Source organism: Rhodococcus sp. OS5, from assembly GCF_056837585.1.
The window spans coordinates 3,874,017-3,888,866 of sequence record NZ_CM166368.1 but is presented as its reverse complement, the minus strand read 5'-3'; the positions used below and the strand labels follow the sequence as shown (position 1 = coordinate 3,888,866).

The following is a 14,850-nucleotide window of genomic DNA, read 5'->3' as shown; positions in this document are numbered from 1 at the left end:
CGCAACTCTTGTGCCAGTAGTCTGATCGGGTGCCCAGTACTCACAGTCTCGACGTAATCCAGCAGTGGCCGGTCGACAATGCGGCAGCGGTCGTCCTCTCCGGGAAGAATCCCGGTGAGGGCGACCGCATTCGTGGTTTCAGTGGCGACCAGGCGCATGTTTTCCCCCTGGCTTCGGTGACAAAACTGTTGTGCGCCTACGCGATTCTCGTGGCAGTGGAGGAGGGGGCGGTCGAGTTGGATGGGCCGGCCGGGCCTGAGGGGTCGACCGTTCGTCATCTCCTCGCACATGCTTCGGGATTGGCATTCGCCGAACGTGTTGTTCAGGCGCCGGTGGCGTCGAAGCGGATCTACTCGAGTGCGGGGTTCGAGGTGCTTGCCGAGTTGGTTTCCCGGGAGACCGAGATCGAATTTGCCGACTATCTGGCCGAGGCGGTGTTCGCGCCGTTGGCGATGACCAGCGCGGCTCTTGTCGGTCCGGCCGGTCACGGTGCGCAGGCATCGGCAGACGACTTGGCCAAGTTCGCGGCTGAACTGCTCTCGCCGACTCTGGTCTCGGCGCAGACGTTCGCAGAGGCGACAACTGTGCAGTTCCCGGGGCTCAACGGAATTCTTCCGGGTTACGGCTCTCAGCGCCCCAACGACTGGGGGCTCGGATTCGAAATTCGGGGCGACAAGCGTCCGCATTGGACGGGTCTCGAGAACTCGGCCGCTACCTTCGGTCATTTCGGCCAGTCCGGGACGTTCCTGTGGGTCGATCCCACGATCGATACTGCGTGCGTCGTGCTTACCGATCGCGATTTCGGTGATTGGGCCAAGCCTTTGTGGACCGAATTGTCGGATGGCGTGGTCGGTGAAGTTTCGCGGTAGAGCACAAATTTCTCTCCTTCCACTGGCGCAACACGGGTAACACAAGGCACACTGTTCAATCGAGCGTGCTGCACGAACTCGACAGAGGTCGTTGGGGAAGACGTCCCTCGTCGAAGCAGGAGGCTCGAGTGCGCGAAATGAATCAATTCGCGGACGTGACGACTGGTGTGGTTTACATCCACTCGTCGCCCGCGGCGCTGTGCCCGCACGTGGATTGGGCTTTGTCCGCCACGTTGGACAGCCCTGCCAAGCTCAGATGGACCTCACAGCCTGCCTACGACGGGCTTCTGCGTGCGACGACGGACTGGACGGGTCCCGTCGGAACCTGTGCCCGCCTGGTCGACTCGCTACGCGCGTGGCCGATGTTGCGGTTCGAGGTCACCGAGGACCCGAGTCACGGCGTCGACGGCGAACGGTACAGCCATGTGCCCGGTCTGGGCCTGTGGCGCGGATCCACCAGTGCGAACGGTGATGTCGTCGTAGGGGAGATGAAACTGCGGTCCATCATGAATTCCGGTGGAGACATCGCCGCGGAAATCGATCGGGCGATAGGCGCACCGTGGGACGAGGAACTTGAACCCTTCCGGAGTTCAGGCGAAGGTGCCGAAGTGACATGGCTGCGAAGGCGTGTCAGCTGACCGAGGTCCATCCTGAACCCGGAGTGCTCTCGCGGCTTGAACGACAAAGACTTGAATGACAAAGGTGGGCCCCGCCGTATCGGCGAGGCCCACCTTGCTGTCCAGGGTTGTCAGAGCGGAATGTTCTTGTGCCGCGCGCGGACAGATGGTGCAGACGCGAGGGCAGCGGTCACGATGCTGCGAGTCTTCGCCGGGTCGATTTCCTCGTCGACGACGCCGATTTCGACCGCGCGGTCGACGCCGCCCGCGATTGCCTCGTGCTCGGCAGCGAGTCGGTCGTGCAATGCTTCACGCTCGTCGTCCGGTGCAGCTGCGAGGGCCCGCTTGTGCAGGATGCCGACAGCAGCCTTCGCACCCATCACGGCTACTTCGGAGTTGGGCCAAGCGAATACGGCCGTGGCTCCCAGTGCTCGCGAGTTCATCGCGATGTAGGCGCCGCCGTAGATCTTTCGAGTGACGACGGTGACGCGGGGGACCGTTGCCTCGGCGAAGGCGTGAAGTAACTTCGCTCCGCGTCGGACAACGCCTTCCCACTCCATCGAGACGCCCGGCAAATACCCGGGAACATCGACGACGACCACGAGCGGCACGCCAAATGCGTTGCACAGTCGCACGAATCGAGCGGCCTTCTCTGCACTTTCGGAGTTCAGGCACCCCCCGAGTCGCAGTGGGTTGTTCGCAATGACGCCAACGGTGCGTCCGGCCATCCGGCCGAAACCGGTGACGATGCTCCGAGCGTAATTGCCTTGCAGTTCTTCGAAACTCGACTCGCCTTCGACGTTGTCGAGCATTTCGTGAACGATCGGACGAACGTCGTACGCGCGTTTCGCGGAGGCAGGCATCATGGCGCGCAGATCGCTGTCGCCGAGTTCCGCTGCCCGCTGATCGAATTCGCCCTGCTCGCACATCATCGAGACCAGGCGGCGCGCGCGGTGCAATGCGTCGGCCTCGTCGTGTGCGGCGATGTGCGCGACACCCGACTTCTTGGTGTGTGTGTCCGGACCGCCGAGTGACACCATGTCGACCTGTTCGCCGGTGACACTACGAACTACGTCTGGCCCGGTGACGAACACTCGGCCTTCCGGCGCCATGATCACGACATCGGTGAGGGCTGGACCATACGCGGCTCCGCCAGCGGCAAAGCCGAGCACGACGGAAATTTGAGGTATGAGACCCGACGCGCGGACCATGGCCTCGAAGACCAGTCCGACGGCGTGGAGCGCCTCGACGCCTTCAGCCAGACGCGCGCCACCGGAGTGCCAGAGGCCCACGATGGGGGACTCTTCCTCGATAGCGGTATCGATGGCTTTGACGAGGTGTTTGCAACCGTCGACGCCCATGGCGCCACCCATGACAGTGGCGTCGGAGCAGTACGCGATGGTGCGGACGCCGTCGATGTTTCCGGACGCGGCGAGCACACCGGATTTGTCACGGGCGTGGAGCGGCACTGTTGTGCCGGGGTCGAACAGATTTTCCAGGCGCGCAAGAGGATCGCGCGGGTCTGTCGATGATTCGGACTTTGTCACGGGGGCCAGGATGGTCATCGCGTCCTCCTTCAGTACGAGCCTTGGGTGGAACGAAAGGTCGGTGTTGTCCGCGGGTGACGTTGTGTTGCAACGACACCCGCGGACAGATGCAAACCGCGGTTCGGGCTAGGCCCGACCGAAGGCGAGCGCGACATTGTGCCCACCGAAACCGAACGAGTTGTTCAGTGCGAAATCGAAAGAGCCGGTTCGGGGTTCACCCTTGACGACATCGAGATCGATCTCTGGATCCTGGCTGTCAACGTTGAGCGTGGGCGGGATGATCCCGTCACGCACTGCCAGAACCGTGAGGACTGATTCGAGGGCGCCGACAGCGCCGATCGAGTGTCCCAGCGCGGATTTCGGGCCGTACACCGCAGCGTGATTGCCGACCGCTGCGTTGATTGCCTTTGCCTCTGCGATGTCACCGATCGGCGTCGCAGTGGCGTGGGCGTTGATGTGCTTGATGTCGGACTTCGTCAGTCCGGCCATCTCGATTGCTCGGGTCATGGCTCGCGCCGCACCCAGGCCTTCCGGATGCGGTGCCACGATGTGGTACCCGTCCGAAGTGATTCCGGAACCGAGCAGGCGGGCGTGAATCGTCGCCCCGCGTGCCTTTGCGTGCTCCTCGGTTTCGAGGATCATCAGGGCGCCGGCTTCGCCGAAGACAAATCCGTCGCGGTCCTTGTCGAAAGGACGTGAAGCTGCGGCCGGATTGTCGTTGTTGGTGCTCATCGCACGCATCATGGCGAAGCTCGCGATCGGAACGGCGTCGATGAAGCTCTCGACTCCACCAGCCACAACCATGTCCGCGTCACCCATGACAAGCATGCGGTGAGCGTGAGCAATTGCCTCGGAACCTGATGAACATGCCGACACCGGAGTGATGACGCCACCGCGGGCCCCGAGTTCGAGTCCGACCGTTGCGGCCGGTCCGTTGGGCATGACCATCTGCACCGAGAACGGGGACACCTTGCGGTATCCGCCGCCACGGAGCTTGTCGACGGCGTCGATGAGCGTGTCGCCGCCGCCGAGTCCGGTGCCGATGACAACGGCCAGGCGGTCCTGATCGACTTCAGGGCTGCCGGCGTTGCTCCAGACCGTGCGACTCAACGTGAGGGCAAGGCGTTCCACCCAGCTCATCCGTCGAATTTCGACGCGGGACAAGCCCTCGTCCGGTGAAACCTTCAGGTGCCCGCCGATGCGAATGGGAAGGTCGAACTCGTCGATGAACGGGTCATCGAGGATTCCGATGCCGCTTTCGCCGGCGAGTAGCGCCTTCCACGTGCCATCCACATCACCAGCCACCGAGGTCGACGTCGCGAGGCTCGTGACGACGATGTCGGGGAATTTCCCTTTGCGGGTAGAAGCGGAAGTCACGGTCGGCTCACTCTGCGTTCTTGGCTTCGGCGCCTTCGGCTTCGAGCTTCTGGATGTACGCGACGATGTCGCCGACGGTGCGCAGGCCTGCGAGATCCTCGTCGGGGACCTTCACGCCGTACTTGTCTTCGGTCTGAACGGCGATCTCGACCATGGACAGGGAGTCGATATCGAGGTCGTCCACGAAGGACTTGTCAACGGTGACCTCGGAAGGCTCGATACCGGTGACCTCCTCCACGATCTGGCCGAGTTCCGCGATGATTTCTTCCTGAGTGTGGGCCACTGGTGTGGCTCCCTTCTTGATCGATTGAGGTGGGGTGAAACGTCCGGCCGCCGTTCGGGCTGATCGGCCGGGTGGGCGTCCGAGCTAGGTCAGCTCGGACAGTGCGGAGATATCCTCCGGGTTCTTGAGGGCCACCGTCGGTGTGCCACGCATTTCACGCTTGGCAATTCCGACGAGGGTTCCGGCCGGCGGGAGTTCCACGATCGCGCTGACTTCTGCTGTCCGCAACGACGCGGAGCAGAGGTCCCAACGAACGGGGCGGGTTACCTGCGCGGCAAGCTTGGTGAGGGCGTCGGCGCCCGAGGAGACGGGTGCGCCATCCGAGTTGGAAAGCAGCGTGCGCGTCGGATCGGAAGGGGTGATCTTGGCGGCAGCAGCTGCGACGGCGTCCTGCGCCGGCGCCATGAAGCGGGTGTGGAAAGCTCCGGCGACGGGTAGTGCGCGGACTCGGGCCTTTTCGGGTGCGTTTGCTGCGAGTTCTTCGAGCGCGGTGAGCAGTCCGGCCGCCACGATCTGGCCGGCCGCATTGCGGTTGGCTGCTTCCAGCCCGAGTTCTTCGATTCGTGCGAGCACTTCGGCTTCGTCTCCACCGAGAACGGCTGACATGCCCGTGGGCTCGAGCGCACAAGCCTTGGCCATCTCGGCGCCACGGAGGGCGGCAAGCGCGACCGCGTCGTCAGCGGAGATAACACCGGCGACCGCAGCAGCGGCAAGTTCACCCACCGAATGGCCGGCAGCGATGACGTCGGCGCCGAGGAGCCCACGTGATTCGATTTCCTCGTATGCCAGCAGAGCAGCGGCAACGACGAGGGGCTGGGTTACCGAGGTGTCGGTGATTTCTTCGGCGGTCGCGGTCGTGCCGAGTCGGACGAGGTCCAGGCCGGCTGCCTTCGACCACACTTCGAGGCGGTCTTGTGCTCCGGGCAGTGCCAGCCAGGGGCTGAGCATGCCGGGTGTCTGAGAGCCCTGTCCCGGGGCGAGCAACGAAATCACTTATTAAGAGAACACCGCCGCGAGCGACCTGCGAGATGTCGGTCGCGATGAACTCTGGCGAAGTGTTTTGTAGGGTTCCCACAAAATCCCACGTCGCGCTCGGCCATCGAAATTGGACGCTCAGGGGTTACAGGTTTGTTTGTCCGGATGTTAAAGATGTGACTGAAGTAACCGAATTGTTCGATTTGAGATCGATTTGTGTCAATCGGCCCACGGTAGCGGCGATCCGTAGTACATACGCGTCGCGTGGATTCGTTGGATCCCGGCCGGTAACTTCGGCGATTCGCTTCAAGCGGTACCGAACGGTATTTGGATGAACAAACAGAAGACGTGCACAAGTCTCAACCGCACCTCCACAGTCGAGATAACTGTCTAAAGTATCGGTCAAGACTGTGCCGGATTCAGCTAAAGGTGCGACGAGGAAATCGCGAAGAGCCTTCACGGCAGCGGCGTCTCCCAGTAGTGCCCGTTCCGGGAGCAGTTCAGTCGCGAAAACGGGACGAGGTGCGCCGCGCCACCCGGCAACAGCCTTGATTCCCGCCAGAGCTTCGGACGCACTGAAGTGCGCTGCGCTCAACGAGGGTGTCGTCGGGCCGATCACCACCGGCTCGTCGGCGAAACTCATGAGCAGGTCTTGAAGGAATTGGCTGCCTTCCGTCTTACTGCTCAGCTCGCCGCTGACGATCATCACCAGTCGCGGACCCTGCACCACGGCGAGAACAGCGCGCCCGTGCGCGGCGGCAGTCGCGTGGACGGTGCCGGCAACCGAGACCCGCTCGTCCGGCGGGGGAGACCCGACGATGACGGTGGCCGGAGCCGTGGCATCCCAGTTCAAGGTGGCGGCGCGAGAGAGCATGTCCGAGCCGGTGTCTCCCTGCACGACGGCGTCGACGACGAGCGCTTCCAGTCGCGTGTCCAGGGCACCCCGCGACTCGGCAGCGCTTGCGTACACCGTCGCTGCTGCGAAACCGAGTTCACGCCCGTAGCGCAGGACGGCTTCTGTCAGCGCGATCAGCTGCTGATCGTTGCGGGCGAGAGCCGGCAGCCATTTCTCGAAGAACTCCATCGCCACCCGGACCATGTCGACGGTCTGGCGCAGCGTGAGCTGTCGAGCAAGATCCTGAGGGATGACCGGAAACGACTCGTATCCGAAGCTGATCTCCGAGTCGAGTTGCCGCAGCCATTCCAGGAAATTCACCACCGACGTCTGCACCAACAGTTGAACGTCGGCGCGTTGCGAAGCGTCGAGACTGTCGAAGAACGGAAGCTGCTCCTCCATCACGGTCACGGCCTCGGTGGAGAGCCGGCCGGAGAACTGTTTGACGCGGCGGAGCAAGGCTTCTGGAAGTGGATCGCGAACCTGACGACGGCGGGCGAGTACAGCCTGCAACCCGGACGACTGTGGTCGAGTGCGGCGTACGCCCTCTTCGGGTTTCTCGGGATCAGGTTCGGGCATGAGAAAAACCTACGCCCATCGCCGCAGCGGATGTCGAGATGACACCCGCGGCGATGGGCGTAGGTCTGTTTTCGATCGCTGGGACTGTTGCCCTACGACTTAGGCGCTACCGGTGTCCCCGGTCTGCTCGGGAGCAGCATTCACGTCGTCGATGCGGTATCGGCTCGCTGCTTCGACGGCCTTCGACCGCTCGATCGATCCTTCCTTCGCCAAACCGATCAGCACGGCAACGACGATGGACTCGGCATCGACGTTGAAGTAGCGACGCGCTGCAGTGCGGGTGTCGGAGAACCCGAACCCGTCCGTGCCGAGCGTGGTGTAGTCGCCGGGAACCCACTGACGGATCTGGTCCGAGACCGCCCGCATCCAGTCCGAAGCCGCAACGACGGGGCCTTGGGCCGACGACAACGCCGTGGTGACGAAGGGAACCGGAGCATCCTCGGACGGATTGAGCAGCGCCTGACGTTCGCATTCGACGCCTTCGCGGCGCAGCTCACCCCAGGACGTGACCGACCAGACGTCGGCCGAGACGCCCCATTCGTCGGCAAGTAGCTTCTGCGCACGTAGACCCTCGGGCATCGCGACACCGGATACGAGGATCTGTGCCTTCGGGCCGGCTGCTTCGGACGTCTTGTAGAGGTAGATGCCCTTGAGCAAGCCCTCGACGTCGAGACCTTCGGGCTCGGCCGGCTGAACGTACGGCTCGTTGTAGATGGTCAGGTAGTAGAAGATGTTCTCGCCACCGAAACCGTCGACGCCCTCGGTGCCGCCGTACATGCGGCGCAAGCCGTCCTTGACGATGTGCGCCAACTCGTACGAGAACGCGGCGTCGTACGTGACAGCTGCGGGGTTGGTGGATGCCAGGAGCAGCGAGTGTCCGTCGGCGTGCTGGAGACCTTCACCGGTCAGAGTGGTACGACCGGCGGTGGCGCCGAGAACGAATCCGCGAGCCATCTGGTCGGCGGCCGCCCACAGGCCGTCGCCGGTGCGCTGGAAACCGAACATCGAGTAGAAGATGTACAGCGGAATCATCGGTTCACCGTGGGTGGCGTACGACGTGCCGACTGCGGTGAACGATGCCGTCGAACCGGCCTCGTTGATGCCCTCGTGCAGGATCTGGCCGATCGGGCTCTCCTTGTAGGCGAGCATCAGTTCGGCGTCGACGGACGTGTAGAGCTGACCGTTGCGGTTGTAGATCTTCAGCGACGGGAACCACGAGTCCATACCGAACGTGCGAGCCTCGTCCGGGATGATCGGCACGATGCGCTTGCCGATCTCCTTGTCGCGCAACAGTTCCTTGAGGATGCGCACGATCGCCATGGTGGTGGCGACTTCCTGCTTGCCCGAACCCTTGCGGATGACGTCGTACGTCTTGTCCTCGGGGAGCTTGAGCGGAGCAGCATCGGTGTTGCGGGAAGGCAGGAACCCGCCGAGTGCTTTACGACGGTCGAGCATGTACTTGATCTCGGGAGCGTCCGCGCCCGGGTGGTAGTACGGAGGCAGGTACGGATCCTTCTCGAGCTCGGCATCCGAGATCGGGATGTGCTGCATGTCGCGGAACGCCTTGAGATCGTCCAGCGTCAGCTTCTTCATCTGGTGCGTGGCGTTGCGGCCCTCGAAGTGCTTACCGAGGGTGTAGCCCTTGATGGTGTGCGCCAGAATGACCGTCGGCTGGCCCTTGTGTGCCATGGCCGCTGCGTAGGCGGCGTGGACCTTGCGGTAGTCGTGGCCACCGCGCTTGAGGTTCCAGATTTCCTGGTCTGTGAGGTCCTTGACCAGTTCCTTGGTGCGGGGGTCACGTCCGAAGAAGTGATCGCGTACGAACGCGCCGTCGTTGGCCTTGTACGTCTGGTAGTCACCGTCCGGCGTCACGTTCATCAGGTTGACCAGTGCGCCGTCGCGATCGGCGTGCAGCAGCGCATCCCACTCGCGACCCCAGACGACCTTGATGACGTTCCAGCCGGCACCGCGGAAGAACGATTCCAGTTCCTGGATGATCTTTCCGTTGCCGCGGACCGGGCCGTCGAGGCGTTGGAGGTTGCAGTTCACGACGAACGTGAGGTTGTCGAGGCCTTCGGTTGCCGCGACGTGAGCGAGGCCGCGTGACTCGGGCTCGTCCATTTCGCCGTCGCCGAGGAACGCCCACACGTGTTGATCGGTGGTGTCCTTGATGCCGCGGTCGTTGAGGTAGTGGTTGAACCGGGCCTGGTAGATGGCGTTCATCGGACCGAGGCCCATCGAGACCGTCGGGAATTCCCAGAAGTCGGGAAGCAGCCGTGGGTGCGGGTAGGACGGCAGTGCGCCGCCGAAGTCGGCGTGGGACTTCTCCTGGCGGAATCCGTCGAGCTGTTCCGCGGGGATGCGGCCCTCGAGGAAGGCGCGTGCGTAGATGCCGGGGGAGGCGTGACCCTGGATGAAGATGTGGTCGCCGCCGCCGGGATGGTCCTTGCCACGGAAGAAGTGGTTGAAGCCGACCTCGTACAACGCTGCCGACGAGGCGTAGGTCGAGATGTGTCCACCGACGCCGACGCCCGGTCGCTGAGCGCGGTGGACCATGATCGCGGCGTTCCAACGGATCCAGGCGCGATAGCGGCGCTCGACCTCTTCGTCACCGGGGAACCACGGCTCGTTTTCGGTCGGAATCGTGTTGACGTAGTCGGTCGAAGTGAGCGCGGGGAGTGCGACATGCTTCTCACCGGCGCGTTCGAGCATGCGGAGCATGAGGTAGCGGGCACGCGTGGGTCCGGATCGATCCAGAAGTCCGTCGAATGATTCGAGCCATTCGGTGGTCTCGTCCGGATCGATGTCCGGCAGGTACGACGCAACACCTTCGCGAATGACGCGAACGCGACCGTCGGTTCCCCCCGGCGTATTCGACGCGGGCGAACCCGACTCGCCGGCGGCGCCGGAATCGGCGTTCTGCCCGGACGCGGGACCCTGGATCAGGTCAGACAACGTGTGCTCCTCATTGGTTTGGGGACGCGTGGTGGGGCGTCCTTACATAGGTGATCGAGGCCTTGTTAGGTCCGACGCACTTCCATCGTGAATATGGCGCGTACCTCATCTTTCACCATCCCGGTCGGTCCGGCACACCTCGCCTCTGGTTACTCTCGGGTAGCGTTTTTCGGCGTGACGCAGGGGTGTGATGGTTCCCCGTAGTCACAGGCTTGGGGGATCGATCGGAACGTATGAAGGGGTGGGAAAAAATAAACAAAGAAATCAATTACGGCAGGGTCGGGGCGTGGGTCTCGGTCGGATCGATCGCAGTGGGACTGTCGGTGATCGTGGGATGTTCGGCGGCGGTGACCGGATCGGCAGTACCCAATGAAGCGCACGTGGCTGCATACCAATCCGAGGTGAGTATTTCGATGGCCGCCGCGTCCTCGTCGAAAGCGGCGGCAGATGCGGCAGAGGCGGCGTTCGCGATCTGTGAGGAAGCGGTCTCTCGATCGAAAAACGACGTGGTTGCGTTCAATGCCTACGTCGACGCCGGAAATCATGGTGAGACCGACCTGAGAGCCGAAGCAAGCGCTGCTGCTTCCTCGGCAAGGGAGACGGCCTCGTGGTTCGACTCGGTCTCGAGTGAACTTCCGACGCAACTTTCCGGACTGTTCGCCGAATTGGCCGCGAACCTACGTTCATCTGCTGTCGTGATCGAGAGTGATCATTCGGCCGATGAAATCAATTCGATCAGCGATACGAGCAATTCGATTCGCAGGTCGATCTTCGATGAATGTGGATCCCTGTGACCTGCGGTAATCCGCAGGCGTAAGGTTCGCCGTGTGTCAGAAGACGATCTTTGGTGAAAGTTTTCGGCGTGGTCGGCTTGCGCTAACGCCTCAGACCATGTTCGCTTTCCCTAATTGATCGTCAAACGGTAGGTGTGCGGGGTCGCCACACACCATCAACAAAAGGAGGACCCCACCGTGGTCGCCGCGGCGGATGCCCAGAACTACGCTCAGAAACTCGGGATTACCACTGACATGGTGGTGCAGGAACTGGGCTGGGATGAGGATACCGACGACGGCATTCGTGCCGCGGTTGAGGAAACCATCGGCGGGGAAATGCTCGACGAGGATTCCGACGAGGTCATCGACGTCGTGCTGCTGTGGTGGCGCGACGAGGACGGTGACCTGGTAGATGCCTTGATGGATGCCATCGGGCCCCTCGCCGACGAAGGCTTCGTGTGGGTTCTCACTCCCAAGACCGGTCTCGACGGACACGTCGAGCCCAGCGAGATCGCCGAATCGGCGCCGACTGCCGGCCTGACGCAGACATCGGCAGCCAACCTCGGTGACTGGTCGGGAAGTCGACTGGTTCAGCCGAAGGCTCGTCCGGCCAACAAGCGCTGACCCGGTCCTTTCCGCACTTTCCCAAGGAATCGCACATGCCTCTCGAAGTTGGTGCCCAGGCACCGGATTTCACCTTGAAGGACCAGAACAACCAGGAAGTCTCGCTAGCAGATTTCCGCGGTAAGAAGAACGTTCTGCTGGTCTTCTATCCGTTGGCCTTCACCGGGACTTGTCAGGGGGAACTCTGCAAGGTCCGTGACGAGCTTCCGAAGTTCGAGAACGACGACACCGCCATTCTCGCGATTTCTGTCGGTGCTTCGCCGACTCACAAGATCTGGTCAGCTGAGCAGGGATACACATTTCCCTTGCTGTCGGACTTCTGGCCGCACGGTGAGGTCGCTCAGAAGTACGAGGTGTTCAACGACAAGTTGGGCTTCGCGAATCGTGGCACCTTTGTCATCGACAAAGACGGAATCATTCGTTTTGCCGAGATGAACGGCCCCGGAGAAGCCCGTGACCACGGACTTTGGGCAAACGCGCTTGCCGCGCTAGAGTCTTAGAGCACTCCCGGTGAGGGTCTCACCGGGAGTTCGGGCGTGTAGCTCAGTGGTAGAGCTCTGGTTTTACACACCAGCGGTCGGGGGTTCGAAACCCTCCGCGCCCACAAAAGCCCCTCATCTGCGAGTGCAGGTGAGGGGCTTTTTTGCGCCCAAAATTATCGTGAGCTTCGCGAGAGCGGACAGTTTTCGGACAGCCTACGAATTAATGACAGCCAGTCGAGCCCGATCCAGCGCGCTCGCGACGGTGTCGAGATCGTCGTCAAATAGTTCTGCGTATACGTCCAAGGTGAGCGCCGCGGACTCGTGACCGAGCATCCTCTGCACAGCCTTCACGTTTGCACCCGCTGAGATTGCCAGTGACGCCGCGGTGTGCCGAAGGTCGTGTGGAGTGATCGTCGGGAGCTCTGCAGCCTCTACAGCCCGGATGAACCACCCGCGTGGTGTCTTCGGCCGACGCATGAAGTCGCCATCCGGTCCCGAGAAGACCAGCGACTCGCGGCCCTTTCCGACGCACTGCTTCGAAAGCTCGTCTACAAGGAATGCGGGGATAGGGATCGAACGCGGCTTGTTCGACTTCGGCGTCCCGACGACGATCTCCGACCCGACCTCTACAGCGTTCCGGTTGACGCTCACGCGCCGGCGCAGAAGGTCCAGGTCGCCAACTTGCAGTCCGATCGCCTCGCCCCATCGGAGGCCGCAATACGCCAGGAACAGGACGAGGGTCGACCATTCGCCGGCGCTATCGGCAAGCGAGGCGACCTGAGCGTGGGTCAGATAGATCTTCCGCTTCGCAACTTTCCGCGGCAGGTTGTCTACATCGCGAGCCTTGTTTGCGAGGATCTTTCGGTCTCGCACCGCCCGGTCGAGCAACCCGGAGAGAACTGCGTGCGCACGGATCACCGTTGTCGCGCTCGCAGCCTTCTTGATGATCACTTCCGGATTCGCGGGGTCCCTCTGATCGGTGACTAGGTCCGTGATCCAGTCCTCGACCATCGTGACTTCGATGTCCGCAATTCGCACAGTGCCCCACTCGGGCTTTACGTGAACCCTCCACGCCGATTCGAGCGGCTTGTAGGCCGAGGCCTTCAGCTTCGCCTTCTTGGTGTCGAGCCACGGTTGAGCGAGAGACTCGACTGTCAGTTTGCCGTGCTTGGGGTCGACAAATTCACCATCAAGTTTCCGGACCTCGATACGATTGGCGAAGCTTTCCGCGGCTGGCTTGCTCGGAAACCCTCCTTTGGACCCCTGTGAGCCGTCCGGTTTCATATACCGGACTTTGTAGCGCAGACCGGATTTTGTGTCGTAGGACTTGATCGTCGCCACGGGTCATGCTCCCCATTCGTCGCCGGGGTCATCCGGCGCTTCGACTTCGGCATCCCACACATCGCGCGAATCGGGTTCGCCGAAGAATTTGCAGGACAGGTACGGCTCGTCGCTCTTGATCAGCGCCTCTATGTCGATATCGTTGGCAGCCGTCGGCTCAGGTTCGTTCATTGCATCCCTCCCTGGAAAATGCCGCTCATGCTCCGATGTCGCGGTCGGATATCAATTCCTGCTGGCGTGCATCTCCATCCACACGCCAAGTAGGTGTTCAGTGACGCCAAGTTCGTGTGCGATCTTCGGCCAGTTCGGACCATAGGCGCGCTCTGCGATCTCAACCTCACGGCGATTGATCAGGAGTCTCGCTGCAAACTGGTCTGCCGCGCGCTCTTGCCTGGCAGTGAATCGCGGATCGTCGACAGCTTCATCGCCCGCAATTGCGTGCCCGAGTTCGTGCCCCAGGGTGCCCACCTTCTCTCGGTGGCTAAGCCAGGGCGCTAGAACGATCAGCCCGGACTGATGGGAGTAACACCCTTTCCCTTCCGGGGGAGGAGCCTCGATGATTCGGACCCCCAGTCCGGAGGCGATTCGCTCAAGCATCCCAAGCACTCTCGTCACCTCCATGTCCGTCCTCTCGAGGGGACTTGTCGGCGACGGATCGTAGAGCTCGATGGTCAACCTCGTCTGGTCGATCACTCGGGGCCAATGCTCGGATGTTGTCCGGAGCGTCGGACTCACTACGAGGTAGCTCCTTGGCCTTCCGAATTATTTCTTCAGCCAGTTCGGCAATCGAGATGGAGCGGAGGATTTCAGTTTTGCCGACCGGAACGAGGCGCAGTGCAGCTTCGTCATCCGTGATCAGCCCAGATTCCGCCAATGCTTCAACGATGTTCACTTTGTACGCACGAGCCAGTTGAACAACGAATTCCGGATCAGCGTTGGCTCCCTGCTTCCATCGCGTGAATGCGCTCTTGCTGAATCCTGCGCGCTTTGCCGCGTCCTGAGCTGTGTCGTTTCCGATCAGCTTCTGTACGTACGCCCACCATCGTGTTTCCGTCATGCGACCAGCCTAGTTGCGCACATGCAACGAGGCAAGCAGTTGCCAGAACCAAACTGATGGTTGCGCATGAAATACCAATGATGTAACTTCTGTTCTGCGACGTGAACCGCTAGTTCACAGAGAAGAACCAGGAGGCTGGAATGCCTGAAATTGCGACAGTCCGGGTGCGCTCGGACTGGATCGACAAGATGCTCGAAAAGCATCGAACGATGACAAAGTTTGCTGAGCGGATGGGCATTGAGACGTCGACCGTGTCCAGGCAGGCGAATGGCAGAAGTGAAGCTAGCCCTCGGTTCATCGGTGCGGTGATGACGACGTTCGCTGTTGACTTCGAGGAAGCATTCGACGTAACCGTCGAGGAGGTCGCTCAGCGCCGTGCCCGCATCGTGAAACGGCCGACCGGCAAGCGTGTTCCTCGGATGGATCGAGCGGCGGCGTGACTGGTGAGATTCCTCTTCCTCCCGAACGCATTGCGC

General features: G+C 62.0%; 16 protein-coding genes and 1 tRNA gene. 7 read left to right on the top strand and 10 right to left on the bottom strand.

The features are described from left to right. The first annotated feature begins 29 nt into the window (after window positions 1-29). Both ACVZUB_RS18110 and ACVZUB_RS18105 read left to right on the top strand, forming a co-directional pair. Entirely contained in the window at window positions 30-869 is an 840-nt protein-coding gene (locus ACVZUB_RS18110; protein WP_007735479.1) for a serine hydrolase domain-containing protein, read from the top strand. A gap of 128 nt (window positions 870-997) precedes the next feature. Continuing rightward, on the top strand, window positions 998-1,507 hold the full coding sequence (locus ACVZUB_RS18105; protein WP_003941617.1) for a DUF3145 domain-containing protein: 510 nt from the start codon (window positions 998-1,000) through the stop codon (window positions 1,505-1,507). Between the two features lie 110 nt (window positions 1,508-1,617). Here ACVZUB_RS18105 and ACVZUB_RS18100 read toward each other — a convergent pair whose 3' ends face one another. From ACVZUB_RS18100 to aceE, 6 genes are all read right to left on the bottom strand, one after another. Beyond that, the gene (locus ACVZUB_RS18100) at window positions 1,618-3,051 is read right to left on the bottom strand and encodes an acyl-CoA carboxylase subunit beta (RefSeq protein WP_003941597.1); all 1,434 of its coding nucleotides are present in this window, start codon (window positions 3,049-3,051) and stop codon (window positions 1,618-1,620) included. Window positions 3,052-3,159: 108 nt separating this feature from the next. Then, window positions 3,160-4,410 carry a KasA/KasB family beta-ketoacyl-ACP synthase gene (locus ACVZUB_RS18095; protein WP_003941591.1) on the bottom strand — a complete coding sequence of 417 codons (1,251 nt, stop codon included), beginning with the start codon at window positions 4,408-4,410 and terminating at the stop codon, window positions 3,160-3,162. Between the two features lie 7 nt (window positions 4,411-4,417). Further along, window positions 4,418-4,693, bottom strand: coding sequence for a meromycolate extension acyl carrier protein AcpM (gene acpM, locus ACVZUB_RS18090; protein WP_003941649.1), 276 nt, complete (start codon window positions 4,691-4,693; stop codon window positions 4,418-4,420). An 84-nt stretch (window positions 4,694-4,777) separates the two neighbouring features. After that, window positions 4,778-5,686 carry an ACP S-malonyltransferase gene (locus ACVZUB_RS18085; protein ID WP_064689135.1) on the bottom strand — a complete coding sequence of 303 codons (909 nt, stop codon included), beginning with the start codon at window positions 5,684-5,686 and terminating at the stop codon, window positions 4,778-4,780. 127 nt (window positions 5,687-5,813) lie between these two features. Continuing rightward, entirely contained in the window at window positions 5,814-7,142 is a 1,329-nt protein-coding gene (locus ACVZUB_RS18080; protein WP_003941635.1) for a PucR family transcriptional regulator, read from the bottom strand. 99 nt (window positions 7,143-7,241) lie between these two features. Further along, window positions 7,242-10,097 (bottom strand): pyruvate dehydrogenase (acetyl-transferring), homodimeric type, encoded by a 2,856-nt coding sequence (gene aceE, locus ACVZUB_RS18075; RefSeq protein ID WP_007735476.1) that lies wholly within the window; start codon window positions 10,095-10,097, stop codon window positions 7,242-7,244. 233 nt (window positions 10,098-10,330) lie between these two features. On the opposite strand from aceE, the gene ACVZUB_RS18070 reads away from it, so the two are divergent. The 4 genes from ACVZUB_RS18070 (at window position 10,331) to ACVZUB_RS18055 (ending at window position 12,098) form a co-directional block, all read left to right on the top strand. Further along, the gene (locus ACVZUB_RS18070) at window positions 10,331-10,891 is read left to right on the top strand and encodes a hypothetical protein (protein WP_287487688.1); all 561 of its coding nucleotides are present in this window, start codon (window positions 10,331-10,333) and stop codon (window positions 10,889-10,891) included. Window positions 10,892-11,068: 177 nt separating this feature from the next. Next, a complete protein-coding gene (locus ACVZUB_RS18065) occupies window positions 11,069-11,494 on the top strand; it encodes a DUF3052 domain-containing protein (RefSeq protein WP_003941575.1) in 426 nt (141 codons plus the stop codon). Between the two features lie 35 nt (window positions 11,495-11,529). Then, on the top strand, window positions 11,530-11,994 hold the full coding sequence (locus ACVZUB_RS18060; RefSeq protein WP_003941619.1) for a peroxiredoxin: 465 nt from the start codon (window positions 11,530-11,532) through the stop codon (window positions 11,992-11,994). A gap of 32 nt (window positions 11,995-12,026) precedes the next feature. After that, a tRNA-Val gene (locus tag ACVZUB_RS18055) sits at window positions 12,027-12,098 on the top strand. Between the two features lie 91 nt (window positions 12,099-12,189). On the opposite strand, the gene ACVZUB_RS18050 is transcribed toward ACVZUB_RS18055, so the two are convergent. From ACVZUB_RS18050 to ACVZUB_RS18035, 4 genes are read right to left on the bottom strand one after another with little or no spacing between them, the layout of a single operon-like run. After that, window positions 12,190-13,317 carry a tyrosine-type recombinase/integrase gene (locus ACVZUB_RS18050; protein WP_482627621.1) on the bottom strand — a complete coding sequence of 376 codons (1,128 nt, stop codon included), beginning with the start codon at window positions 13,315-13,317 and terminating at the stop codon, window positions 12,190-12,192. Window positions 13,318-13,320: 3 nt separating this feature from the next. After that, window positions 13,321-13,488, bottom strand: coding sequence for a hypothetical protein (locus ACVZUB_RS18045; protein ID WP_209447609.1), 168 nt, complete (start codon window positions 13,486-13,488; stop codon window positions 13,321-13,323). A gap of 51 nt (window positions 13,489-13,539) precedes the next feature. Continuing rightward, entirely contained in the window at window positions 13,540-13,914 is a 375-nt protein-coding gene (locus tag ACVZUB_RS18040) for an ImmA/IrrE family metallo-endopeptidase (RefSeq protein WP_176450567.1), read from the bottom strand. Beyond that, the gene (locus tag ACVZUB_RS18035) at window positions 13,907-14,374 is read right to left on the bottom strand and encodes a helix-turn-helix domain-containing protein (RefSeq protein ID WP_134999457.1); all 468 of its coding nucleotides are present in this window, start codon (window positions 14,372-14,374) and stop codon (window positions 13,907-13,909) included. The genes ACVZUB_RS18040 and ACVZUB_RS18035 overlap by 8 nt, the downstream gene beginning before the upstream one ends. Window positions 14,375-14,514: 140 nt before the next feature. Here ACVZUB_RS18035 and ACVZUB_RS18030 point away from each other — a divergent pair, with 140 nt between their 5' ends. Beyond that, window positions 14,515-14,814, top strand: a complete 300-nt coding sequence (locus ACVZUB_RS18030) for a helix-turn-helix domain-containing protein (RefSeq protein ID WP_134999456.1) — start codon at window positions 14,515-14,517, stop codon at window positions 14,812-14,814. Window positions 14,815-14,850: the final 36 nt, after the last annotated feature.